This is a genomic window from Haloterrigena sp. H1 (assembly GCF_005938085.1).
Classification (GTDB): Archaea; Halobacteriota; Halobacteria; order Halobacteriales; family Natrialbaceae; genus Natrinema.
Genome location: NZ_SMZK01000003.1, coordinates 234,700 through 256,691 on the forward strand (window position 1 = coordinate 234,700; position 21,992 = coordinate 256,691).

The window sequence follows — 21,992 nt, forward strand, 5'->3', positions numbered from 1 at the left end:
GTGAGGCACGTTCCGGCCGTTTCGCGGGGCGAGAAGCGGGTGGGCGATGCCGATTTCGAGATACTATACACGTAGTGTCGGGGCGGCAGCGAAATTACGTGTATAACGGGCAAGCCGATACCGACGGATCGTGTTAGTCCAGCCAAGATGTCCGGAGCTACACTCGATTATTACAACGATTCGATCAGTCTACGCGTCATCGAAGCTCTCGCGGACGCGACAGATACCGCCCCGAACGAACTCGACCCGCTGTACAACACCATCGATCCCGAGGCGCTCGATCAACTGTTCCGGCCGGACTCGAGCGACGAGATCCGTGTCACGTTCGAGTACGGCGACTCGCACGTCGAGATTCGAGGCGACGGCACCGTCGTGGTCGATGGAACCGTCCATGACGGCCGATAAGCGGCAAGCCAAGCCGACCTCCCCCAGTCGAGACCGACAGGAGACGACCGATGGAAACAGCCCCGCGTCCGTCTCGCCGGACACGTCAAGCGACCCACCACCGGAGGCGATCTGAATGCGAGTCCCACCAGCGGGGGGAATCGAGCCATCCGTTCGAAGCCAGCCGGCACAGCGTACCGTCCTCGTCGTCGATCAGGACCGCGACCGCGACCGCGACCACATCGAACGCGCGCTCGACGACGAACCAATAGTCGTCGAGACGGCCGCCACGCTCGCGGCCGCACAGTCCAGCGTCGACGAGATCGACTGTCTCGTCGTTCCGTCGACTGTGACGGACGAACGCAGCGACGTGGCCGCTACCGACGGGTCGGGCGCGCACGTCGAGTGGCTCGAGACCGTCAGGACCGACGCGCCGGAGCTCCCGGTCGTCGTCCTCGCTGACGAGGTGACGCTGGAGCTCGCACGCGCGATCCGGTCGTACGAGTGGACTACCGTGATCGACCGGAACGAGCCGCGCGAGCGACTCGCGACCCGCGTCACAGATCTCCTCGAGCGCCATCGGCTGACGCGCCTCTCGCAGCGGTCGCTCGCGAGCATCGCGCTCGCCGGCGACGCGATCGCGATCGTCGATCCCGCCGGGGTAATCCAGTTTGCGAGTCGCTCCTTTCGGATGCGGTTCGGTGCCGCTGCCGACGATCTCGCCGGCACCCCGTGGCAGGAACTGTTTACTGACGACGCCGTCTCCTATCTCGAGTCAGTGGCGTTGCCAACCGTCACGGAAGGGTGGCGGTGGACCGGCATCTGCACCGGCCGGCGACGGACAGGTGTGACGTTCTCGGTCCGCGTTCGGCTCGGCGGCCTCGAGGATGGCAGTCTGGTGTTCGTCGTCAGCGAGCCCGATGAGAACGCTTCTGAACACGGAGACTGATCTCCCGGCGCTCACTCGTCTTTCTCGCCGTGCCGTCTACGATCCGCTGCTGATACTACGGACAGCAGCCGCGACCGGCTTCAGGTGGTTCTGTCGGGCAGTATACCGACCCAAAATCCAGTGTGCGGTTCGACGGGGCTCGAGCCGTCTGAACTGTGCCTTCCCGAACTCGAGTTATGTTCCGTGATCCCAGCTTCCCATGTACTCGCGCTGGGTATCCGTCAGCGAGTCGAAGTCGACGCCTTCGGCCTCGAGTTTGATCTCGGCGATCTCTTTGTCGAGGTCGTCGGGCACGTCGTGGACGCCGGCGTCGTAGGCGTCGCCGTTCTCGAGCAGCTCACGCACACAGACGGCCTGAATCCCGAAGCTCTGGTCCATGACCTCGACGGGGTGGCCAAGCGAGACCGGCGCGGCGAGGTTGACGAGCCGTCCCTCGGCGATGATGTTCAGCCGACGGCCATCCGCGAGTTCGTAGGCTTCGACGCCGTCGCGAGCCTCGTAGCGGTCGACCGCGAGGTCGTCTAAGGCCTCGAGATCGATCTCGATGTCGAAGTGGCCCGCGTTGGCGAGTAAGACGCCGTCTTTCATCTTCTCGAAGTGCTCCTCGACGATGACGTCACGGTTGCCCGTCGTCGTCAGGAAGACGTCGCCGACTTCGGCGGCCTCGGCCATCGGCATCACGTCGTAGCCCTCCATGTGGGCCTCGAGCGCGCGGCGGGGCTCGACCTCAGTGACGATGACGTTCGCGTTCTGGCCCGCTGCCTTCTTCGCGACGCCCTTGCCACAGTAGCCGTAGCCGGCGACGACGACGTTCTTGCCGGCCCACGAGAGATTGGTCGTCATCGCGATGGAGGCCAGCGAGGATTCGCCGGTGCCGTGGACGTTGTCGAACAGCCGCTTCATCGGCGTGTCGTTGACCGCGAAGACGGGGTAGTCAAGCGCCCCGTCGTCGTCCATCGCGCGCAGGCGGTGGACGCCGGTCGTGGTCTCCTCGGCACCGCCGATGATGCCGTCGATCAGTTCGGGGTAGTCCTCGTGGATCGCCGCGACGAGGTCCATCCCGTCGTCGACGGTGATCGTCGGCTCGTGGGCGATGACGGCCTCGATAGCCTCGTAATACTCCTCGTCGTCGACGCCGCGTTTGGCGTAGCTGGTGATGTTCTCGTGGGTATCCAGCGCCGCCGAGACGTCGTCATGAGTCGAGAGCGGATTACAGCCCGTGACGGCGACCTCCGCGCCACCTTCCGCGAGCGTCTCGACGAGGATCGCCGTCTTCGCCTCGACGTGCATCGCCATCGCGATGCGCTCGCCCTCGAAAGGCTGGTCGGCGACGAACTCTTCGCGGACGTGCTCGAGAATCGGCATGTGCTGGGCGGCCCAGTCCATCTTCCGGCGTCCCTCCGCGCGAGCGGACTCGAGATCGTCCAACTGCTCGCTGATCGGGGGATACGCAGTATCGGTCATAGATCGATTGAGTGGGAGCGCGGCAAAAACGCTACCGAACCGCTCCGGCGGCCGATTTCTGCCGGCGGTTCGATCGTGGCAGGGGTGACATGTCTCGAGCGGGTTCGAAATAAACAGCGAAAACGGTGGGTGAGTCGTGATTACTACGTGCCTGATCGATCGGGGTGGCCACGGTTCGGTGGCGAGCGCCGCGATCGTGGTTCAATACTGGCGATAGCTGACGGACCGTACGCCAGCGTCAATCCTTCGACCGACGGTCGAGAGCGATATCAGTTCGGACCGGCGTGGCTGGGTGGGCCGCCGCCGTTTCCGTTATTTCCGCTGCTACCGCTGCCGCTATCGTCGCTGTCGCTGTCTTCGGTGTCGTCGTCGTCGCTGTCTTCGGTGTCGTCGTCTTCGCTGTCTTCGGTATCGTCGTCGTCATCCACATCGTCGCTATCAGTCGGCGGGCCCGCGTGTTCCGGTGGCCCCCGTTTGTCGTCATCGTCGTCGTCAACGTCCTCGCTGTCGTCGTCAGTCGGCGGACCAGCGTGTTCCGGTGGGCCTCGTTTGTCGTCTTCGTCTTCGTCATCATCGTCGCCCGGCGGGCCAGCGTGGCCCGGTGGACCGGCGTGGTCCGGTGCGTTACCCGGGTTGTGCTCGACGACAAAGTTCGCGATTCGAAGGCCACGCGTCGTGTCAGAGTCGGATTCTGCCTCTTGCTCCTCGGCGAACGCGGAGACGAGCGCGCCGAAGTTCTCGTACTCGGCTGCCTCGAGCGTCACCGTCGTCTCAGCGGATTCGCTGTCGGCCGTCGCGGTGATGGCGACCTCGACGCTGTCGTTCCCGAACGGCGCGGACAGACTCACCGTGCCGTTCTCGTCCGTCGTGTACGTGCCCTCGTCAGTGTAGGACACGTTCTCGTCGACGGTCGAGACGTTGACCGTCGCGTTCGGAGCGGCAGTGTCGTTCTCCGTAACCGTCACGGTGACGTCGTCATTGTTCTGTTCGACGGAGATGTCGAGCCCTTCGGATTCAGTCTCGGTCGTCGGCTCGAGCATTGCCACCGTCGTCCCCGAAGCGTTTCCGGACGACGCGTTGACTGTCACGTTGACTGTCGTCTCGGGAGCAGAGAGGTCGAGCGTGCCGTTGGTGTCAGTCGTCCCGTTTGCGGCATACGAGACGTTCTCGTCGAGGCTCGTCACGTTGACAGCCGCGCCCTCGACCGTCCCGTTCTTGGTGGTCTCGTTTTCAAATGCACTCTCGTTCCACGTAACCGTCACAACGGTGTCGTCGACGGATACGTTCAGCTCGTCTGTCTCATCGGGCGATACATCAGTATTGGCTGCTGCTGCCGCCGACACTGTTCCCAGCGGGGCGGCCACAGACAGGATCATCGCGGTAGCCAACGCCACCACGAACAATCGATTTTGCTTCATCTCATCCAAGAAATTCAGGCATTCATGAATAAAGCCACCCGGCAGTTCTCAGTGTTTTCCGGATCCAGAAAACTAGTAGAAAATAGTTTTTAGAGTTTATAGCAACTTCTGAGCGTTCAGTTTTCGTTCACCAGCCTGAATGGAAGGCGGCCCAGAGATCAGTCTTCAGCGCGGGCGATCAGCGCCTCAGCCGCCTCGAGCGCTCGCTCACGAACCGCCCGTTCGTCCAGCGTCAGCACCTCGCGGTCGCGCATGAGTACCTGTCCGTCACAGACGGTGTGGCGGACGTCCGACGCCGCGGCCGCGTAGGCGAGGTGACTGACGAGGTCGTGCGGCGGGGTGAGGTGAGGTTGCTCGAGGTCGATTACGGCGAGATCGGCCGGCGCACCAGCCTCGAGCCGGCCCGACTCGAAGCCGATCGCGTCGGCGCTGCCTCGAGTCGCCATCTCGACGACGGCCTCGGCGGGCACCGCGCTGGCGTCGTCGGCCGCGAGTTTGCCGAGCATGGCCGCGTCGCGGGCCTCGTCCAGCATGGAGAGGTCGTTGTTCGAGGCCGCGCCGTCGGTGCCGAGCCCGACGGTGACGCCGGCCTCTCGCATCCGCTGGACGGGGGCCATCCCGCTTCCCAGTTTCATGTTCGACGCCGGGCAGTGGATCACGGCGGTCCCGGCCTCCGCGAGCAGGTCGATCTCGCGGTCGTCGACGTGGACGCCGTGGGCGACGAAGTCCTCGGGCTCGAGCATCCCGTGCTCGGCGGCGTACTCGAGCGGCCGCTGTCCGTGCTCCTCGACGATCGGCGTGACTTCGGCTTCGGTCTCGTTGGCGTGGTAGTGAACCGGGATCCCTGCCTCGCGCGCCTTGGGGATGAACTCCTCGAGATACTCGCCGCCGACGGTCGTCAGCGAGTGAGGCTTGAACGCCGTCGAGATCCGACCGTCTGCCGCGCCGTCGTACTCGCGGGCGATCTCGAGGCTCGTCTGGGCGTCCTCGCGGGCGGCCTCGTCGTCTTTTCCGACGGTGACGATACCGTGACCGAGTCGCGCCCGAACGCCGGCGTTCTCGACCGCCGCGGCGACCTCGGGGACGTGAAAGTACATATCCGCAACGGCAGTTGTTCCGGATTTGATCAGCTCGAGCAAGCCGAGTTCGGCACCGATGCGGACGTCCTCGGGGGTCATCTCGCCTTCGGCAGGCCAGATGTCCTCCTGAAGCCACGCGTCGAGCGGTTTGTCGTCTGCGTACCCCCGCAGGAGCGTCATCGCGACGTGACAGTGGCCGTTGACGAATCCCGGCGTCACGAGCGAACCGGCAGCGTCGAGCGTCTCGTCGGCGTCGGCCGCCAGTTCGGGGGCGATCTCGCGGATCTCGCCGGTGTCCTGATCGACCAGTACGTCTGCGGTTGTCACCGTCAGATCGGGCCGGAGTACCTGTCCGTCGGTGATCGCAAGTGTCGTCATTAGATTGGGGTTCTCGCCGGGCGGCCTTAGCCTGTCGATGACCCGCGACGAGCCGAGCCGCGGGGTTTATGGAACAGTTCGACAATATGAAACTATGGACAATCGGACCCAGCGCGAGCGCGACCGATCCAACAGCGGCTATCCACCCCGTGCCGCGCTCGCCGACGCGTGGGACGAACACAGCCGATACGTCGGCTTCGCCGCCGGCCTGTTCGCGGTCGGGATCGTCGTCGGCATCGCGCTCATGATCGCCGGCTACAACTTGCTCGAGATCATCCAGGAGGTGGTCGGCGAGCCGCTGTTTCCCGACATCAGCGACCGGAGCCGGCTCGAACTGGCACAGTTCCTGCTCGTCAACAACAGCCGGGCGTTCCTGCTGTCGATCCTCGGCGTCCTGACGCTCGGGCTCCTGACGGCTTGGGCGATGGTGTTCAACGGGATCATCGTCGGGAACGTCGGTGCCTTTATCGCCGGCAGCGTCGGCGTCGGCTACATCCTCGTCGGCCTGTTACCTCATGGCATCTTCGAGCTCCCCGCGCTCTTTATTGCCGCCGGCGTCGGCTTCCGGCTGCTCTACCGCGTCGGCCAACGGATTCGAGGGTCCCGCAGTTCAATCATCACGAAACGCTATCTCTACCGGACCGGGCTGCTCGTCCTCGCGGGCTGGCTCTTGCTCGTCGTCGCCGCCGTCGTCGAGGCGTTCGTCACGCCTGCGCTGCTCGAGACGCTGTTTGCCGACCGGCTCGAGGCGATGGGGTCATCCCCGTAATCGGGGCCGTTTATCCAGTTTATAAGCTGTTGAACGGTCGTAAACGGATCGAATCGTCGTCCCCCTTTTTCTCGAGATGGTGACTGTGCTCGGATATGAACAGACGCACAATCCAACTCGTATTGGTGGCAAGCCTCGTCGCCATCGCCGGCTGTGCCGGTGGGATGGGCGGCAACCCGGGAACCGACGCGCCGACTGACGACAGCTCGATGACGGACTCGAGCGGCGGGACGGGAACGGCCGCGTTCTACGTCAGCGACGAGCCGAGCGTGATCGACGACTTCGAACACCTCAACGTGACGATTACGAAAGTCGGGTTCAAGAAGACCGACAACGTGACCGCCGACGCGACGAACGAGACCGACGGTAACGTCACCGATGGCAACGTCACGGAGGCCGAGTCGGACAGCGCCGGCAACGAATCGACGACCGAAACGCCAACTAACGAGACGGCCGAGAACGACAGCGAGGACAGTGCGGCCGACGAGCAGTGGATCGAGCGCGAGGTCAACGAAACGACCGTCGACCTCACCGAGCTGAAAGGCGCGAATGCATCCATGATCGACGAGTTCGAACTGCCCGCCGGTGAGTACGAGACGGTCTTCATCTACGTCAGCGACACCGAGGGCGTCCTGACCGACGGCACGGAGACGCAGGTGAAGCTGCCGAGCAACAAGCTCCAACTGCACACGACGTTTACCATCGGGAACAACGAGTCGGTCGACTTCGTCTACGACATCGCGCCCCACAAAGCCGGTAAGAGCGGGAAGTACGTCCTCAAGCCGGTGATCAGCGAGAGCGGAACGGGCGACGAAGTCGAGATCCACGACATCGACGAGCAGAAGCCTGACGAATCGACGGACGGTGAGCAGCAAGACGACACGACGGGAGACGAAACCGAAGCAACGCAGGCAAAAAGCGGCGGACAGCAGCCCACGGACACACCACAGCAGGGCTAACGCGACCGACAGCCGTCACAGAACGCACGGAGTGGGCCGTCGACACTAACAGCGGTGGCACCTCACTCGCCACCCGAATCGAACGCTATTTTGCAGGCAGATCGACAGCGCAGAAGCAGTCGGCTCGAGCCGTCAACGCCGGAGCCACCCGAACAGCCGGTAGTCGTGGTCGGGCGTGTACCGGCGGAACAGCAGGCTGTTCGAGAGGACCGACACCGACGACAACGCCATCGCACCGGCCGCGAGCACCGGCTGGAGCAGGCCCAGCGAGGCGAGCGGGATCATCGCGGTGTTATAGCCAAGCGCCCAGACGAGGTTCTGCTTGATCTTGTCCAGCGTGGCCTGCGAGATCCGGATCGCCTTCACCACGTCGAGCGGGTCGTCGCGCATCAGCGTTACGTCCGCTGCCTCGATGGCCACGTCCGTCCCCGACCCGATGGCGGTACCGACGTATGCGACCGCGAGCGCGGGCGCGTCGTTGACGCCGTCGCCGACCATCATGGCCTTGCGACCCCCGGACTGGATGTCTTCGACCGCGTCGGCCTTGTCCTCGGGGAGGACACCCGCCCGGACGTTGTCGGGGTCGATCCCGACCCGTTCGGCGACGGCGCGGGCCGTCCGCTCGTTGTCGCCGGTGATCAGCATGACGTCGAGGTCGCGCTCCTGCAGAGCCGCGACCGCGTCAGCCGAACTGTCCTTGACCGTGTCGGCGTCCGCGACCACGCCCGCGACCGCGCCATCGACTGCGACCAACATCGCGGTCTTGCCCTCGTGCTCTAAGCGTTCCATCTCGTCGGCTGCAGGCGCAGGGTCGACGCCCTCGCTCTCGAGCAGCCGCCGATTCCCGACCAGCACCTCGCGACCCTCGACGGTCGCCCGGACGCCCTGTCCAGGGACGTTCTCGAACTCGTCGGGGGAGGCGGGCTCGAGACCGCGTTCCTCGGCACCCTCGACGATCGCCTGTGCGAGCGGGTGTTCGCTGTTGCGCTCGGCGCTGGCCGCGAGGCGGAGCACTTCGTCACCCTCGAGCGGCGCTCGAGTCGCCACTGCGCCGCCGTCGGTCGCCGGTTCGCCACCGTCGGTCGCCGCCCGATCGCCCTCGAGGGCGACCACGTCGGTCAGCGTCATCTCGCCGGTCGTCAGCGTCCCGGTCTTGTCGAAGACGACGGTGTCGACGTCCTTCGCGCGCTCCAAGACGTCACCGCCCTTGAACAGGACGCCGTTTTGTGCGCCGAGGGTGGAGCCGACCATCGTCGCCGCGGGCGTTGCCAGCCCGAGCGCGCAGGGGCAGGCGATCAACACGGCGGAGGCGAAGACGACAATCGCGAACTCGAACGTCGAGAGCGCCGCCGGGCCGCCGCCGACCAGCCCCCACAGCGGCAACGCGCTGACGAAGCCGGCCAGCGCCTCGGGGAAGAGGAACCAAATCAGTCCCCAGAACGTCGCGTTGAGGATGACTGCGGGGACGAAGTACGCCGAGATGCGATCGGCGAGATTCTGAATTTCTGGCTGGCGCGCCTGTGCCTCTTTGACCGTCTGGACGATCCCCTGTAGCGCCGTGTCCTCACCGACTTTCGTCGCCTCGACGACCAGCACGCCGTTCTCGTTGATCGTCGACCCGATCACCTCGTCGCCGTCCTCCTTCTCGACGGGGACGGACTCGCCGGTCACCATCGACTCGTCGACCGCGGACTGGCCGTCCACGACGACGCCGTCGGTCGGGATCTTCTCGCCCGGCCGGACCTTCATCCGGTCGCCCACGTCGACATCCTCGAGTGGCACCTCACGCTCGGTGCCGTCGTCGTCGTCGACCAGCGTGGCCGTCTCGGCCTCCATCTCGAGCAGCTTTCGCAACGCATCGCCGGCCTGGCCCTTCGAGCGGGCCTCGAGGTAGTTGCCCAGCGTAATGAACACGAGGATCATCGCGGCGGTGTCGAAGTAGAGGTTCCCCGCGAGGAGGTCAAGCAGGACGACGAGGCTGTAGATGTAGGCCGTCGACGAGCCCAGTGCGATCAGGACGTCCATGTTGGCGGTCCGGTTTTTGACGAGCGCCGTGTACGAGTTCGCGAGGAACTCGCGGCCGAGCACGACGTAGACCGGCGTCGCGAGCAGGAACTCGACCCAGCCGAAGGTCACGCCGAAGACCGTCTCAGGCAGCAGCTCCCCGCCGAGCAGGAACCGATTCGCAAGGAAGAACAGGAACGGGGCCGATAGCACCGCGCCGAAGAGCGTCAGCCGAAGCTGCTTGCGGATCTCGGCCTGTCGGGCCGCGTCGCGGCGCTCCTGGTCCGACTGCCCCTCGCCATCGTCGCCCTCCTCCTCGCGAACGGGCATGTAGCCAGCGTTCTCGATGGCTGTGTACAGCTCCTCGAGCGAGGCGTCGACGGGGTTGTGCTCGACCTGGGCCTCGTCGGTCGCGTAGTTGACCTCCACGTCGATGACGCCGGGGACGGACTCGAGTGCCGTCTCGTTGGCCTCGGCGCAGTTCGCACAGGTCATGTCCGTAATGCCGATCGACCGGCTGGCACGGTCGGCGTGGTAGCCGGCGTCATCGATCGTCTCGTAGATCGTGGCGAGTGACACCTGCTCGGGATCGTACTCGACGGTTCCCTCGTCGGTAGCGAAGTTGATACTCGCCTCGTGTACGCCATCTGTGGACTCCAGGGCACTGTTGATCGACTGCGAACAGTTCGCACAACTCATGCCCCGAATATCCAGGTGTGCGGTCCGGGTACTCATTAGTAACTACTAAGGAGTGGTGACTTACCCTCTTTACTGGTTAGAACGCAAAGTTTCGAGCCGTGATTTCTTTCGAGTCGTAACTCATACTGCCAGACAGAACGACGTGCAGCCGGTCGCGACTTCGCGGCCGTCCCCAGTGACGGCCGCACACATGCGACCGGCGTCGTCGTGACTGCTGTCCAGTAGTATCACGCGGCCTCCTCGAGCCGGTCGTACCGCTCTTCGAACCGGCCTCGACAGGATTGACAACAGAAATGGTACACTTCGCCGTCGATGCGGGTCGACTCGCCTTCGCTGTCGACGGTGTTGCCACACTCCGCGCAGGTGAGCGCGAACGCCGTCCCGTCGAGCGACGGTGTCCACTCGGCGTCGTCGATCAGCGTCACGTCGTAGTCGACGCCGTCGACGGGAAACAGTCCCTCGAGCCACTCGTGGACCCGCTGGAGTTGCGCGCGCGCGTAGAACCAGCAGTCACCGTCGGCGGTGACGAACACGTGTTCGACCGCGTCGGCGTCGACGAGCGCTGCCTTGCAGTCGGCGACAGTGCCCGGCGGAACGGTCGCGCGCACGAACACCGGAACGCCCGCCCGAAGCTGTGACTGGTCGACATCGACAGTGAAGCCGTTGATGACGCCCGCCGCCTCGAGGCGCTCGACGCGGTCGGAGACGGCCGGCCCGGAGAGGCCGACCGCCTCAGCGATCTCGCTGTACGGTCGGCGAGCGTTCTCGGCCAGCAACCGCAGGATCTCCATGTCTGTTTCGTCGAGGTCGCGCATACAGACGGGTGGTGCTCGATAGCAAAGAGTGTAGCGGCAGCTACTTTCGGGTCGAAAGTTTCGGTCGCGCTCGGTTTGGAATCGAAAGTAGAAATGTACAAAGATCGGGTGTCCATACACGGCCGTATGAGCCAGACGATCACCGTCGAGGGGATGTCGTGTGAACACTGCGAACAGAGCGTCGAAGAAACGCTCGCGAACGTTCAGGGTGTCCAGTCGGTCGAGGTCGACCTTGACGCAGCGCAGGCGACCGTCGAAGGTGACGCGGCGACTCAGGACCTCGTCAGCGCGGTCGACGAGGCCGGCTACGACGCGTCAGCGTAAGTACCGCCTCGAGTCGGTCACCGACCGGACGATCAGACAGCGTCCACTCGGTGGGACGGTGATACTGCCGGACAGAACGACGTGAAGATCGGTCGCGGATTCGCGGCCGTCTCCACCGGTGACGGCCGCAGCAGAGCGACCGACTTCGTATTGACTTCTGTCCGACAGTATGAGAAGAGCGCTATAGTAGCAACTGAAACGATTTACACACCGATCGCACAGTCGTCGTGCGATCGGGTGTGCAGTAACGTTCAGTGGCTACGATAGTTTTTCAGCGGAGCGCAGCGGGAGTCAGTGATTCTCGTGTGACCGGTCGGCATCCGAAATGCGCGGAGAGGTGTCCGCGAATTGGGCAGGTGCATCCTCGAACGCCCGCTTGCAGGCAGTCGAACAGAAGTAGTACGTCTCACCGTCGTGTGTGGCGCTCGGGCCGTCGACATCAGTTCGCATCCCACAGACCGGATCGCGGTACTGGCCGGGTGCACCGAGTCCATGGCGATACACGTACAGGAGGAAGCCGGAAAGCGCGAACGCGACGAGGTTGAGGTGGAAGGTGTAGTTGACCGCGAAGTACGTCTGCTCGGTCGCCGTCTCGCCGCCAGCCAAGTTCGGGACGATGCCGAGCGCGTCGAAGAGCAACTCCATGAGGAACCCGGTGAAGGCCATCGTCACGAAGAAGACGCCGAGGATGTAGAGCATGACCGACCAGCCGTAGTACTTCCGGTAGACGTTCAACACTGGGATGGTGATGAGATCGGCGTAGACGAACGCGATGACGCCGGCAAAGCTGATGCCGCCGCCCCAGAGCGCGACGGCGAACGGGACGTTTCCCATGCTCCCGACGAAACTGATGACGGCGATCGTGACGCCCATGATCGCGTTTTCGGCGGTGATTAGGAGCCCATCGCCCTCGAGGAACAGCGCGTTCCAGACCCACTGCGGGACGAACACGATGACGAACCCCGAGATGAGAAAGCCCGCGACGATGTCCGTCCAGATCATCGACCACTCCTTGCGGTACTGGTTCCCGAGTTGGTACCAACCACCCCACGAGCGGAGGTCGTCGTACCACGCGCCGCTGCCCGCCGTCTGCTGACGGTAGGTCTCCAGACAGCCCTCAGAACAGAACTGCAGCGTCTCACCGCCGTCGGTGACGATCGTGTGTTCGTCGGACCCCTCCATGCCACAGGTCGGGTCCACCATGGCGCCGTGATCGTGGTCCTGGCGGGTGAGTTCCGTGCGAACGTCGTCGAACAGCGTCTCCGGGAGCGTCAGCCGGACGATAAGCGCCATGACCGCGATGAGGACGAGCCCACCGAGCAGTTCCGCGACGAGGAACTCCCAGCCCAGCAGGATCAAGATCATCAGGCCGAGTTCGACGATGAGGTTCGTCGAGGCGAACATGAACGCGAGGAAGTTCACCACGTGTGCGCCCTTCGCGAACAGCCCCTTGCCGATGGCGACCGCACCGAAACTACAGCCGCTACTCGCCGCGCCGAACGCCGTCGCCATCGCGAGACTCGAGAGGTCGTCGTCCCCGAGCACCCGCGCCATTCGTTCCTTCGAGACGTACACCTGGACGAGACTCGTAATCGTGAGTCCCATGATGATCGCCCAGGCCGCCGTCCAGAGGAATCCGAGCCCGATCCGGAGCGACTCGAGAACCCCTTCGAGAGGTGGCACCACCATACATAGTCTATCGGATGGATCGGCTATTGCGATTGCCCTTCGAAAATCGGCATCGTTGGCCCCTCAAACGACCGATTCGAAAGTGATCGACCCTGTAGGGTTAGGATAGCAGCGTGAGGACGATCGATATCTCGACGCGCCAGTACGGAGGTTTCGAGGCGACCATCGCACACTCGAGACGCCGCTACAGACGGACACGACGCTGCATAGGACCGCGAGCACGTCGCGTACCCCCTCGAACGTCTGATTGTGACGACGTGCGATTCAATCGCGATAGTTGAATTGATCGGATCTAGAGATCGAAGTTTACTCTCCCACAGGCATTGGATTTGAAGGGAGAACTGCATTGACTTGGGAGGCCGTACACCTAATTGGAGACGGGACGCTCCGTCGCCGGTGAATGAACATGGCAACAGACACACGCGATACACGACTGGTCACAATCGTCCTCATCGTCATCGGCGCTCTCGTCGTGCTGCCGATGGTCTTCATGGGGTTCGGAATGATGGGCTTCGGGCCGATGATGGGCGGCATGTGGGGCCACGGAACCTGGGGTGGCGGAACAGTACCCGGCTGGATGCCCCTCGTCGCCGTCCTGATGCAACTGCTGTTCGTCGCCGCCATCGTCGGTGGCGGCTATCTCCTCTATCGAGCGGTCACTGGAACGGACGGCGACGGCGACCGCGCGCTCGAGGAGCTTCGCCTCGCGTATGCCCGCGGCGAGATGAGCGACGAGGAGTACGAACAGCGCCGAGAAGCGCTCGAGCGCGACTCACGCTGAGGGAGACTCGCCAGCGTGTGACGTCTCCAGGGCCGTCCCGTCGCGCGGACAGTACTCGTACGCCGGATCACGTGTCTGAAACCCACAGACGGGACACGTTCGAACCGGTGGTTCCGACGACTTTCGTCCCGACCTACCGAACAGAAACGGAACGAAGGGAACGAACAGAAAGACCGCGACCGTATCGAACCGCCACCAGAGGACGGCACTCACGAGGAGACTCCCCAGCAGTCCGACCACGGCGGTCGCGGTTCGCGACCCGAACATACGGTGGTCTAGGTGGTCGTCGATGAAAGGCACAGCGGATCGACGCCGCCGACCCACGGCTCGAGCGAGGTCCACGCCGTCGGCGACGCCGACCGTTTGCCCGGATGAAAAGACAATTCCCCACTGCAATCCAAACGGTGTCACATGCGAATCGCCGTTCCCAACAAGGGCCGCCTGCACGAGCCGACGATCGATCTCTTAGAGCGGGCGGGGCTCCATCTCGAGAACGGAGCCGACCGGAAACTCTACGCCGATACGGTCGATCCCGATGTCACTGTGTTGTTCGCCCGCGCAGCCGATATCCCGGAGTACGTCGCCGACGGCGCGGCCGATCTGGGGATCACCGGCTTCGACCAGGTCTGTGAGGCCCGCGTGGACAACGTCGCAGAGTTGCTCGACCTCGAGTTCGGGCGCTGTCGGCTCGTCCTCGCAGCGCCCGAAGACGGAGACATCACGTCCGTCGACGATCTGGCTGGCAAGATCGTTGCCACCGAGTTCCCGAACATCACCGCCGATTTCTTCGCTGACACCGGCGTCGAACCCGACATTGTCGAGGTCTCGGGCGCGACGGAACTTACCCCCCACGTCGAGATGGCCGACGCCATCGTCGACATCACGAGCACCGGTACCACGCTGAAAATGAACCGGCTGGCCATCGTCGACGAAGTCCTCTCGAGTTCGGTGCGGCTGTTCGGCCGCGACGACGTCCTCGATGAACCGAAAGTCGGGGAGGTCAGGACCGCGCTGTCCTCGGTCAAACACGCCGAGGGCAAGCGCTACCTGATGATGAACGTGCCACGAGCCGAACTCGACGACGTCCGCGACGTCATCCCAGGTCTTGGCGGCCCGACGGTCATGGACATCGCCGATGAAACGGACGGCGACGGGAAGGTCGCGGTACACGCCGTCGTCAACGAGACGGACGTCTTCGAGACGATCACGGACGTCAAAGCGGCCGGTGCGAGCGACATTTTGGTGACCGAGATCGAGCGTCTCGTCGAGTAATCACGGGCGAGCGCGGCGCGGATTATTGTACCGACTGCTCGAGCGACTCGGACTCGAGCAGGGATTCGAACGCCGAGACGTTTACCGCTGGCCCGACGAGGCTTCGCGCCCGGTCGTAGCGAACGATATCGTGTTCCTCGAGCAGCGGCAGATGCGTCCGACACAGCGAGACGTGGATCCGCTGGCGGAGCTGGTGGATCGGCGTCCCGACCGTGGGATCGTATTCGGCGTCGGCAAGTTGGGCGACGAGCCGCTGGACCGAAATCAGCTCGTCGGCTGCGAGCACGCAGCGAAGCACCCCACGCCGTCGGTCGTTGTCGACGATACGGTCGATCGTCTCGCGTGGGAGCGAACGGCGATCGATCACGCCGTCGTTACCGAGGTGAAATCGATCCGAAACGGCGAGCGATCGATCAGAGTTGATCGTCATGGGCACGTGAGAGTCAGCGACGAGACACCGGATAAACGGAGTCGGTCGTTTCACTTACTATGGCCCGATTCAGGCCAGTAAGCCGCTCTGCGGCCGGAATGAACGGTCGATAATCCGGATAAAGTAACGATTATTCGGGTGATCGATACGGAAGTGACTGCGAACGATCCTCGAGACAGTTCCGAACGGCGGTACGTCATCACTCTTGAAAAGTAGTAAAAGCGGACGGTCGCGGGTGCGTGACCGACGGCAGTCGGTCACCGGCGATACGTCGCTGCAACTGTCGGACAACAGTCCGTGGAGACCGTCGTAGCTCGCGTGCGAGCGGCGTGTGAACCGTGTTGGCCGGCAGTATGAACGGACTGACGCTGGTGGCGTCGCCTCGAGTGAAACCGAACGCGGACGGCGTTACTCGAGCAGCCCCAGATCCTCGAGGCGGGAGACGATCTTGTCGACGGCGTGCTCGGCATCTTTTGGCTTTTTGCCCCCAGTGATCACGAGTTTGCCCGAGCCAAAGAGCAGCGCGACGACTTCGGGTTCGTCGAGTCGGTAGACGAGGCCGGGGAACTGCTCGGGTTCGTACTCGATGTTCTCTAAGCCGAGCCCGATGGCGATCGCGTTCAGGTTGAGGTTGCGGCCCAGGTCGGCCGAGGTGACGATGTTCTGGACGACGATCTCTGGGTCTTCGTTGACCTGAATCTGGAGTTCACGAAGCTTGTCGAAGACGATCCGCAGGCTCTCGTGGACGTCGTCGGTGCTTTTCGCGCCGGTACAGACGATCTTCCCCGACCGGAAGATCAACGCGGCGGATTTGGGATTCTGCGTTCGGTAGACGAGACCGGGGAACTGCTCGGGGTCGTAATCGGCACCCTCGAGGTCCATCGCGACGCTCTGAAGATCGAGTTCCTGTCCGATACCGGTCGACGCCACCACGTTTTCGATGTTGATAGTGTCCTTCGGATCCGTCATTAGTCGCTTAAAAAGACGTATTTAAGGTTTATAAAGGTTGGTGCCGACACCTGATATATCCGGTTCATACACCGGTACCGGTCCAGAACGCCCTGATTTTTGGGTGCAGGAGATCAAACGCAGCGACACTCTCCGGAAAGCAGACAGTTACTGCCGGACAGACCGACGTGCAGTCGGCCGCAAATTCGCGACCGGCGCGTATTGACTGCTGTCCAGTAGTAAATGGCAAACGAGTGCCATGAGCCGCCGACGAACGGCAACACGGCGGGACGCAAACCGAAGCCGTAGTGGGGTGTCGTTTACGAAAAGCGGTAGGCTCATAGCCGACCCGAAGTGACCATCGACCGTGTATCTGCTCGAGTTAGGTGGCGAGGACGACGCGTTCGCGGCCCGTGAAGCGGCACACGCCGCGACCGGCGTTGCTCGAATCGCACCAGGACTCGCCGTCGCGAAGACGATCGTTCCCGAGCGCGTCCGTGGGCTCGCCTATACCCACCGCGCCAGCGAGCTGCTCGGCCGCGGCGACGCCGACATCGCGAGCGCTCGCGCGGTCCTCGAGACCGCACCGATCGAACGAGAGGGGACGGTCGCGGTGCGGGCGACCGACGTCCACGGCTCGAGCGGCATAAGCACCGAGCGCGCGGAGCGTGAACTGGGACAGATCCTGGTCGATCGCGGCTTCACGGTGGATCTCGACGACCCCGACCACTGTCTGCGAGTCGTCTTTGCTGAGGGGACATTCGAGAGCGGAGACGCCAGCATACTCGAACCGCTCGAGGGCGATGAAGGGACCACAGGCGAGCAGGTCTCGGCCAGTGCGATCGGCTGGCTCGCAGCCGAGAGCGTCCGCGATTTCGGGACGCGCGCCCCGACGGACAAACCCTTCTTCCAGCCCGGCAGCATGGATCCGCTGTTGGCTCGCGCCGTCGCGAACATCGCTGGTGCGCAACCAGGACGGACGATTCTGGACCCGATGTGTGGCACCGGCGGCGTCCTCGTCGAGGCCGGCCTCGTCGGTGCGGACGTGATCGGGACCGACGCGCAGGCGAAGATGGCCGAGGGCGCGCAGACGAACTTACGGCACTTCCTCGCGCGCGACGACCCCTCACCGACCGGCTGCGACCGCGGAACGTGGCACGTCGGCCGTGGCGATGCGACCAGACTCCCCTTGGTCGACGACGCGGTCGACGGCGTCGTCTTCGACGCCCCCTACGGCCGCCAGTCGAAGATCGATACCCACCGGCTCGAGGACCTCGTCGCGGGCGCGCTCAGCGAAGCTCGGCGGGTAGCCTCGCGAACGGTCGTCGTCGCCGATCGCTCGTGGGCGAGCGAGGCCCGGGCGGCCGGCTGGGAGATCGAGTCAGTCTTCGAACGCCGCGTGCATCGGTCGCTGACGCGATACGTGATGGTGCTCGAAGATCGTCACAGCGACGGCGACCCCGCCGGGCAGGGTCAGTAGTCGGCCTCGATCGCGCGCTGACGAAGCCGTTCACCTTCCTCCGTGTCGACGGTGAGATCGGGAACCTGAACCGGTGAGCCGTCCTCGTCGATCGCGACGAAGGTAAACGAGGATTCGGTCGTCTTTTCGGTCTCGCCGGTTCGTGGATTCTCGCGTTTGGCCCGTAATGCGACGTGGACGCTCGTTTTCCCCGCGTCGTAGACGTAGGCCTCGACCAGTGCCGTGTCGCCGATCTGGATCGGGCGTTCGAACGCGAGGCTGTTGACCTGTGCGGTGACGCAAGTCTCGCCGGCGAATCGCATCGCCGCCATGCCGGCGAGCTCGTCGAGCCACTTCATCAGGTTGCCGCCGTGGAGCGTGCCGTTGCTGTTCGCATGGTTTGGCTGCACGCGAAAGCGATTCTCGATGTGCGTCTCACGAACCGTTGGCATACAGCGTGTTCACCCACAGCGCGGAGAAAGGTGCTTCGATCATACTGTCGGACAACAGTCAGTGAACACGCGATCGCCGTGTGAATCGTGTCGTCCGGCAGTATCACGAAGCGAGAGTCGGCTATTCAGCGTTGCGACCCAGTTCGGCCAGCAAGTGTGAGACGTGGACGCGGTCGCTGGTCCCCTCGTGCATCTCGAACTCGACGTCGGCAGCGAGCCAGTGGACCCGCGCCAGTTGTGCCCCTGATAGCGCGTACGGGCCACCTCGAGGATCGACTCGACGACCTCGGTCCCGTCGAGGCCCTCGTCGACGAGCAGGTCGTCGAGCGTCGACCGGGCGTCGGTGAACGCGCCGGCCTCGGCGTCGTCGAGCATCGACTCGATCTCGTCTTCGAGGCCGACATCGCCGAGCGTCTCGTAGGCCGCGCTCATCGTGAGCTCGCCTTCGTCCTCGACGGTCGTCTGGGCCGCCAGGATCGCCTGCCGGAGGTTGCCATCGGCGTAGCCCGCGACGAACTCGAGGCCGTCGGCGTCGTAGTCGACGCCCTCGCGCTCGACGATGCGCTCGAGGACGGTCACGATCTCCCCACTGGTCGGCGACGGGAAGGAGACGGGGAAACACCGCGAGCGGATCGGGGGGATGAGCTTGGTGGGCTGGCGGGTCGCGACGATGAACTGGGTCGTCCGGTGGTGTTGTTCCATGATCCGGCGCAACGCCTGCTGGAAGTCCTCGCGGACGTTCTCGGCGTTGTCGAGCAAGATCGTAGTGTAGCCGCCCGAGACGGGGCGTAGCTCGCGGATTCTTGAGGACGTGGTTGATCATGTCCGTTTGGACATCGACGAGCGGCCGACGAGGAAGTGCTCGAACCGGGGGTCGTTCTTGATCTCGGTTTTGGTCCGCCCGAAGAAGTCGGCGACGTTGATCTCGACGAAATCGTTGTCCGGATCGGCGTGGGCCTCGCGGGCCAGTGCGCGCGCTGCGGCCGTCTTCCCGCTCCCGGGTGGCCCCTGCAGGAGGAGGTTGATCGGCTCTGCGACGGCCCGTTCGAGGTACTCACGAGCGTCGTCCTGTGGCAACTCGGCCAGCTCCGGGGCGTGGGTTTCGGTCCACAGCGGCGCGTCCATCGCCAGCGGCTAGGATCGGGCGGGTAAGAATCGGTCGGTTACTCGTCGCCGTCACCGGACTCGTCGGCCACGACCCCGAACGTGAACGACGTCCGTACCGGCTCGCCCTCAAACTCGAGCGGCGACGCCGACTCGACGTCACCGGGGTCGCCCGCGTAGAGGGTCACCGTCAGTTCGTCGTCCGCGTCGAACGAGACGTCATCGTCTACGTCGACGGTGACGTTCTCGTGCTCGCCGGGCTCGAGTCGCTCGCTCGTCCCGACGACCGACCCGTCGCGCTCGAGTGCAACGACCCCCTCCTCGGGAATCGCCGCGGAGACCGTCACGCTGTCGTTGCCCGCGGCGTCGACCGCGACGTTCGGCTCGGTGTGGAACTCGAGGTCGATCCGACTGAGTTCGCCGTCGTCGTCGGTGAAGACGCCGATCGACTGGTTGCCAGGTGGCGCGCCGTTCGTCTCCGTCTCGAAGGTCACGTTCCGGACTTCGCCGGGCTCGAGTTCGAACATCTGACGAGCGAAGACGGCCCCGCCGATTCGAACCGCGACGGGCTGTTGGGCTTGGAACTCGGTCGGATTGCGGATCCGGGCGCTCACCGAGATCGTCTCGTTGGTGGTCGCCGACGACGGCGCGTCGATCGATTCGACGACGAACGAATTGCTACCCGCGCTGTCGCCGCTCAACACCGTCGCGGTGGCGCTGACCGGGAACCCGTCCTCGAGATAGGGCTGGTCCTCTTCGCCATCGGTTGTCTCGTAGGCGTAGCCCTCCTGGGAGGCCGTATCCTGATGGACTGTCGCGGTGAGCTGTCCGACGAGCTCGCGGGACGCGTCGTCCTCACGCTCGATGGTCACGTTCTCGTGGGTGCCAGCCTCGAGCCGATCTGAGACGGCAAGTGGCACGTCACCGCCGTCGGTGATGACGACGTAGCCGCCGTCCGAGAGGGTCACCTCCTGGATCGTGACGCTGGTGCCGTCGCCCCGCTGGTCGTCGAACGTGATCGACGCCTCTGGTGGTTCCTCGACGCCGAAGATGGCAGGTGCCTGCCCGACGAGGATCCCGGCTGCGATGACGATCGCGATCGCGATCACGATCGCGCCGATCCGCTTGAGCGTGCTGAACGTCACTCTCGAGCTCATTGGAGGTGTCGTCGTCCCGGTGTTCGGGTTCGACGACCGTAAAACGCGCCGACCGTCGCAGGTCGGTGAGCCAGTCGAAGACAGGGGCACGATCCTCGGCCATCACGACATCTCAGCGACGGTACCTGCCGTCAGAAACGCGCGTTCAGAGACGACCCGCCCGATCCGCCGGCCAGTAAGCACAGCCGACAGGTCGTTTGGGCGACCCTACCACGGAAATAGGGCTGGAATCCGCCCGACTCGAGCCGCTGGGATGGAGATACAGCCCAGCGACACTCACGATCCGAAGCCGGTTAGCTACGGCCCGCCGAGCATGGATCGATGCCACTGTGCGTGACGTTTCTGGGGAGGCCGGGGCGATTCCGACGACCGAACGGAATCCAAGCAGCGTCTTCATCGCCCGTGAGGGCGAGGACTGTTGTTCGATGCCGGCGAGGGAACCCAGCGCCAGATGATGCGCTTTGGGACCGGCTTTTCGGTCTCGCACTGTTCGTCACGCACCTTCACGGCGATCAGTCTCGGGATTCCGGGACTGCTCGAGACGATGGCGTTCAACGATCGGACGGAGCCGCTGGCGATTCACACGCCACAGGGCACGCGTCGCCAGCTCAAGTCGCTGATCAACGCCCTCGGGAACCGCCCGGCGTTTCCCGTGCGGATCAACGAAGTCGGCGGCGGCGACGTCGCCTACCGTGCCGACGAGTACGAGGTGCGCGCGTTCGGCACCGACCACGACACCAACTCGGTTGGCTACGCGCTCGTCGAGACGACCGTAAGGGCCGGTTCGACCGCGAACGCGCCGAGGAACTGGGTGTCCCTGTCGGCCCGAAGTTCTCGAAACTTCACGAGGGCCAGTCCGTCGAACTCGAGGACGGCACCGCTGTCGACCCCGAGCAAGTCGTCGGCGAGCCCCGCCCCGGCCGGTCGATCGTCTACACCGGCGACACCCGCCCGCGGAGGCGACGATCGCCATCGCCGACGAGCCCGATCTGTTGATCCACGACGCGACCTTCGCCGACGACATGGCCGATCGGGCGACCGACACCGCCACTCGACGGCCCGTCAGGCTGCCGAGATCGCCAACCGGGCCGGCGTGGACCGGCTCGCACTGATGCATCTGTCCTCCGCGGTACCCGGGTACACCGACGACACGAACGCCAGGCCCGCGAGGTCTTCGCGGGCGACGCCGAGAACGTGTGCGTCCCCGACGACGGGCAGAAACTCGAGCTCTCCTATCCCGACGGCGACGCGTAACCGGTCCCGAACCGGCGGGCGACAGCGACCGTCCCACTGACGAGGGCCGACCGGAAAACCGATCGACACACTGCTCGCCGGCGGTCATCCGACCTCGGCACTAACTATCAGTGGCGGCGATAGCTCTGATACTGATACTGATACGATCGCCCGAAGGCGAAGCGGATCCGTTCCAGCATGGCGCACAGATCAGCGCTTCCACCG

At 64.3% G+C, this 21,992-nt stretch carries 20 protein-coding genes and 2 pseudogenes; 10 read left to right on the forward strand and 12 right to left on the reverse strand.

What is annotated here, in order from left to right:
* Positions 1–147 precede the first annotated feature (147 nt).
* The 3 genes from E2L06_RS19415 to E2L06_RS19420 are packed head-to-tail and all read left to right on the forward strand — an operon-like array spanning position 148 to position 1,333.
* Positions 148–405: a HalOD1 output domain-containing protein gene (locus E2L06_RS19415; RefSeq protein WP_138783200.1), complete on the forward strand. Its 258-nt coding sequence runs from the start codon at positions 148–150 to the stop codon at positions 403–405.
* Positions 392–520 carry a hypothetical protein gene (locus E2L06_RS22855; RefSeq protein ID WP_283241374.1) on the forward strand — a complete coding sequence of 43 codons (129 nt, stop codon included), beginning with the start codon at positions 392–394 and terminating at the stop codon, positions 518–520. The genes E2L06_RS19415 and E2L06_RS22855 overlap by 14 nt, the downstream gene beginning before the upstream one ends.
* Positions 521–1,333 (forward strand): PAS domain-containing protein, encoded by an 813-nt coding sequence (locus E2L06_RS19420; protein ID WP_138783201.1) that lies wholly within the window; start codon positions 521–523, stop codon positions 1,331–1,333.
* Between the two features lie 174 nt (positions 1,334–1,507).
* On the opposite strand, the gene E2L06_RS19425 is transcribed toward E2L06_RS19420, so the two are convergent.
* The 3 genes from E2L06_RS19425 to E2L06_RS19440 form a co-directional block, all read right to left on the reverse strand.
* Positions 1,508–2,797, reverse strand: a complete 1,290-nt coding sequence (locus tag E2L06_RS19425; protein ID WP_138783202.1) for an adenosylhomocysteinase — start codon at positions 2,795–2,797, stop codon at positions 1,508–1,510.
* Between the two features lie 269 nt (positions 2,798–3,066).
* Positions 3,067–4,173: a hypothetical protein gene (locus tag E2L06_RS19435; protein WP_212750814.1), complete on the reverse strand. Its 1,107-nt coding sequence runs from the start codon at positions 4,171–4,173 to the stop codon at positions 3,067–3,069.
* 200 nt (positions 4,174–4,373) lie between these two features.
* Positions 4,374–5,672 (reverse strand): amidohydrolase, encoded by a 1,299-nt coding sequence (locus E2L06_RS19440; RefSeq protein ID WP_138783203.1) that lies wholly within the window; start codon positions 5,670–5,672, stop codon positions 4,374–4,376.
* A 94-nt stretch (positions 5,673–5,766) separates the two neighbouring features.
* Between E2L06_RS19440 and E2L06_RS19445 the strand changes: the two genes are divergently transcribed.
* Both E2L06_RS19445 and E2L06_RS19450 read left to right on the forward strand, forming a co-directional pair.
* A complete protein-coding gene (locus E2L06_RS19445) occupies positions 5,767–6,441 on the forward strand; it encodes a stage II sporulation protein M (RefSeq protein ID WP_138783204.1) in 675 nt (224 codons plus the stop codon).
* Positions 6,442–6,536: 95 nt separating this feature from the next.
* Positions 6,537–7,400 (forward strand): DUF4382 domain-containing protein, encoded by an 864-nt coding sequence (locus E2L06_RS19450; RefSeq protein ID WP_138783205.1) that lies wholly within the window; start codon positions 6,537–6,539, stop codon positions 7,398–7,400.
* Between the two features lie 132 nt (positions 7,401–7,532).
* Here E2L06_RS19450 and E2L06_RS19455 read toward each other — a convergent pair whose 3' ends face one another.
* Positions 7,533–10,139 carry a heavy metal translocating P-type ATPase gene (locus E2L06_RS19455; RefSeq protein WP_138783206.1) on the reverse strand — a complete coding sequence of 869 codons (2,607 nt, stop codon included), beginning with the start codon at positions 10,137–10,139 and terminating at the stop codon, positions 7,533–7,535.
* A 191-nt stretch (positions 10,140–10,330) separates the two neighbouring features.
* Entirely contained in the window at positions 10,331–10,918 is a 588-nt protein-coding gene (locus E2L06_RS19460; protein WP_138783207.1) for an AsnC family transcriptional regulator, read from the reverse strand.
* A 126-nt stretch (positions 10,919–11,044) separates the two neighbouring features.
* Here E2L06_RS19460 and E2L06_RS19465 point away from each other — a divergent pair, with 126 nt between their 5' ends.
* Positions 11,045–11,242: a heavy-metal-associated domain-containing protein gene (locus E2L06_RS19465; RefSeq protein WP_138783208.1), complete on the forward strand. Its 198-nt coding sequence runs from the start codon at positions 11,045–11,047 to the stop codon at positions 11,240–11,242.
* Positions 11,243–11,533: 291 nt separating this feature from the next.
* Here the strand turns inward: E2L06_RS19465 and E2L06_RS19475 are convergent, their stop codons facing one another.
* Complete coding sequence (locus E2L06_RS19475; RefSeq protein WP_138783210.1) at positions 11,534–12,931, reverse strand: permease; 1,398 nt, start codon at positions 12,929–12,931, stop codon at positions 11,534–11,536.
* 406 nt (positions 12,932–13,337) lie between these two features.
* On the opposite strand from E2L06_RS19475, the gene E2L06_RS19480 reads away from it, so the two are divergent.
* Complete coding sequence (locus tag E2L06_RS19480) at positions 13,338–13,712, forward strand: SHOCT domain-containing protein (RefSeq protein WP_138783211.1); 375 nt, start codon at positions 13,338–13,340, stop codon at positions 13,710–13,712.
* Here the strand turns inward: E2L06_RS19480 and E2L06_RS19485 are convergent.
* Complete coding sequence (locus E2L06_RS19485; RefSeq protein ID WP_138783212.1) at positions 13,704–13,979, reverse strand: hypothetical protein; 276 nt, start codon at positions 13,977–13,979, stop codon at positions 13,704–13,706. The genes E2L06_RS19480 and E2L06_RS19485 overlap by 9 nt on opposite strands.
* Positions 13,980–14,123: 144 nt before the next feature.
* Between E2L06_RS19485 and hisG the strand changes: the two genes are divergently transcribed.
* Positions 14,124–14,984: an ATP phosphoribosyltransferase gene (gene hisG, locus E2L06_RS19490; protein ID WP_138783213.1), complete on the forward strand. Its 861-nt coding sequence runs from the start codon at positions 14,124–14,126 to the stop codon at positions 14,982–14,984.
* Between the two features lie 22 nt (positions 14,985–15,006).
* On the opposite strand, the gene E2L06_RS19495 is transcribed toward hisG, so the two are convergent.
* Both E2L06_RS19495 and E2L06_RS19500 read right to left on the reverse strand, forming a co-directional pair.
* Positions 15,007–15,414, reverse strand: coding sequence for a hypothetical protein (locus tag E2L06_RS19495; protein ID WP_138783240.1), 408 nt, complete (start codon positions 15,412–15,414; stop codon positions 15,007–15,009).
* A gap of 408 nt (positions 15,415–15,822) precedes the next feature.
* Positions 15,823–16,383, reverse strand: a complete 561-nt coding sequence (locus E2L06_RS19500; RefSeq protein WP_005554970.1) for a TATA-box-binding protein — start codon at positions 16,381–16,383, stop codon at positions 15,823–15,825.
* A gap of 346 nt (positions 16,384–16,729) precedes the next feature.
* On the opposite strand from E2L06_RS19500, the gene E2L06_RS19505 reads away from it, so the two are divergent.
* A complete protein-coding gene (locus E2L06_RS19505; RefSeq protein WP_138783214.1) occupies positions 16,730–17,842 on the forward strand; it encodes a THUMP domain-containing protein in 1,113 nt (370 codons plus the stop codon).
* Here E2L06_RS19505 and E2L06_RS19510 read toward each other — a convergent pair.
* From E2L06_RS19510 to E2L06_RS19520, 3 genes and pseudogenes are all read right to left on the reverse strand, one after another.
* Positions 17,836–18,273: an acyl-CoA thioesterase gene (locus E2L06_RS19510; RefSeq protein WP_138783215.1), complete on the reverse strand. Its 438-nt coding sequence runs from the start codon at positions 18,271–18,273 to the stop codon at positions 17,836–17,838. The genes E2L06_RS19505 and E2L06_RS19510 overlap by 7 nt on opposite strands.
* Before the next feature lie 121 nt (positions 18,274–18,394).
* Positions 18,395–19,398, reverse strand: a pseudogene (locus tag E2L06_RS19515) (AAA family ATPase).
* Between the two features lie 38 nt (positions 19,399–19,436).
* Entirely contained in the window at positions 19,437–20,534 is a 1,098-nt protein-coding gene (locus E2L06_RS19520) for a DUF4179 domain-containing protein (protein WP_138783216.1), read from the reverse strand.
* A 321-nt stretch (positions 20,535–20,855) separates the two neighbouring features.
* Between E2L06_RS19520 and rnz the strand changes: the two are divergent.
* Positions 20,856–21,788: pseudogene (gene rnz, locus E2L06_RS19525) on the forward strand (ribonuclease Z).
* The last annotated feature ends 204 nt before the right edge of the window (positions 21,789–21,992 follow it).

Bases quoted from the DNA above. Each gene is read 5' to 3' on its own strand.
- E2L06_RS19415 (WP_138783200.1), top strand. From the start codon at position 148: ATGTCCGGAGCTACACTCGATTATTACAACGATTCGATCAGTCTACGC.
- E2L06_RS22855 (WP_283241374.1), top strand. From the start codon at position 392: ATGACGGCCGATAAGCGGCAAGCCAAGCCGACCTCCCCCAGTCGAGAC.
- E2L06_RS19420 (WP_138783201.1), top strand. From the start codon at position 521: ATGCGAGTCCCACCAGCGGGGGGAATCGAGCCATCCGTTCGAAGCCAG.
- E2L06_RS19425 (WP_138783202.1), bottom strand. From the start codon at position 2,797: ATGACCGATACTGCGTATCCCCCGATCAGCGAGCAGTTGGACGATCTC.
- E2L06_RS19435 (WP_212750814.1), bottom strand. From the start codon at position 4,173: ATGATCCTGTCTGTGGCCGCCCCGCTGGGAACAGTGTCGGCGGCAGCA.
- E2L06_RS19440 (WP_138783203.1), bottom strand. From the start codon at position 5,672: ATGACGACACTTGCGATCACCGACGGACAGGTACTCCGGCCCGATCTG.
- E2L06_RS19445 (WP_138783204.1), top strand. From the start codon at position 5,767: ATGGACAATCGGACCCAGCGCGAGCGCGACCGATCCAACAGCGGCTAT.
- E2L06_RS19450 (WP_138783205.1), top strand. From the start codon at position 6,537: ATGAACAGACGCACAATCCAACTCGTATTGGTGGCAAGCCTCGTCGCC.
- E2L06_RS19455 (WP_138783206.1), bottom strand. From the start codon at position 10,139: ATGAGTACCCGGACCGCACACCTGGATATTCGGGGCATGAGTTGTGCG.
- E2L06_RS19460 (WP_138783207.1), bottom strand. From the start codon at position 10,918: ATGCGCGACCTCGACGAAACAGACATGGAGATCCTGCGGTTGCTGGCC.
- E2L06_RS19465 (WP_138783208.1), top strand. From the start codon at position 11,045: ATGAGCCAGACGATCACCGTCGAGGGGATGTCGTGTGAACACTGCGAA.
- E2L06_RS19475 (WP_138783210.1), bottom strand. From the start codon at position 12,931: ATGGTGGTGCCACCTCTCGAAGGGGTTCTCGAGTCGCTCCGGATCGGG.
- E2L06_RS19480 (WP_138783211.1), top strand. From the start codon at position 13,338: ATGGCAACAGACACACGCGATACACGACTGGTCACAATCGTCCTCATC.
- E2L06_RS19485 (WP_138783212.1), bottom strand. From the start codon at position 13,979: ATGTTCGGGTCGCGAACCGCGACCGCCGTGGTCGGACTGCTGGGGAGT.
- hisG (WP_138783213.1), top strand. From the start codon at position 14,124: ATGCGAATCGCCGTTCCCAACAAGGGCCGCCTGCACGAGCCGACGATC.
- E2L06_RS19495 (WP_138783240.1), bottom strand. From the start codon at position 15,414: ATGACGATCAACTCTGATCGATCGCTCGCCGTTTCGGATCGATTTCAC.
- E2L06_RS19500 (WP_005554970.1), bottom strand. From the start codon at position 16,383: ATGACGGATCCGAAGGACACTATCAACATCGAAAACGTGGTGGCGTCG.
- E2L06_RS19510 (WP_138783215.1), bottom strand. From the start codon at position 18,273: ATGCCAACGGTTCGTGAGACGCACATCGAGAATCGCTTTCGCGTGCAG.
- E2L06_RS19520 (WP_138783216.1), bottom strand. From the start codon at position 20,534: ATGAGCTCGAGAGTGACGTTCAGCACGCTCAAGCGGATCGGCGCGATC.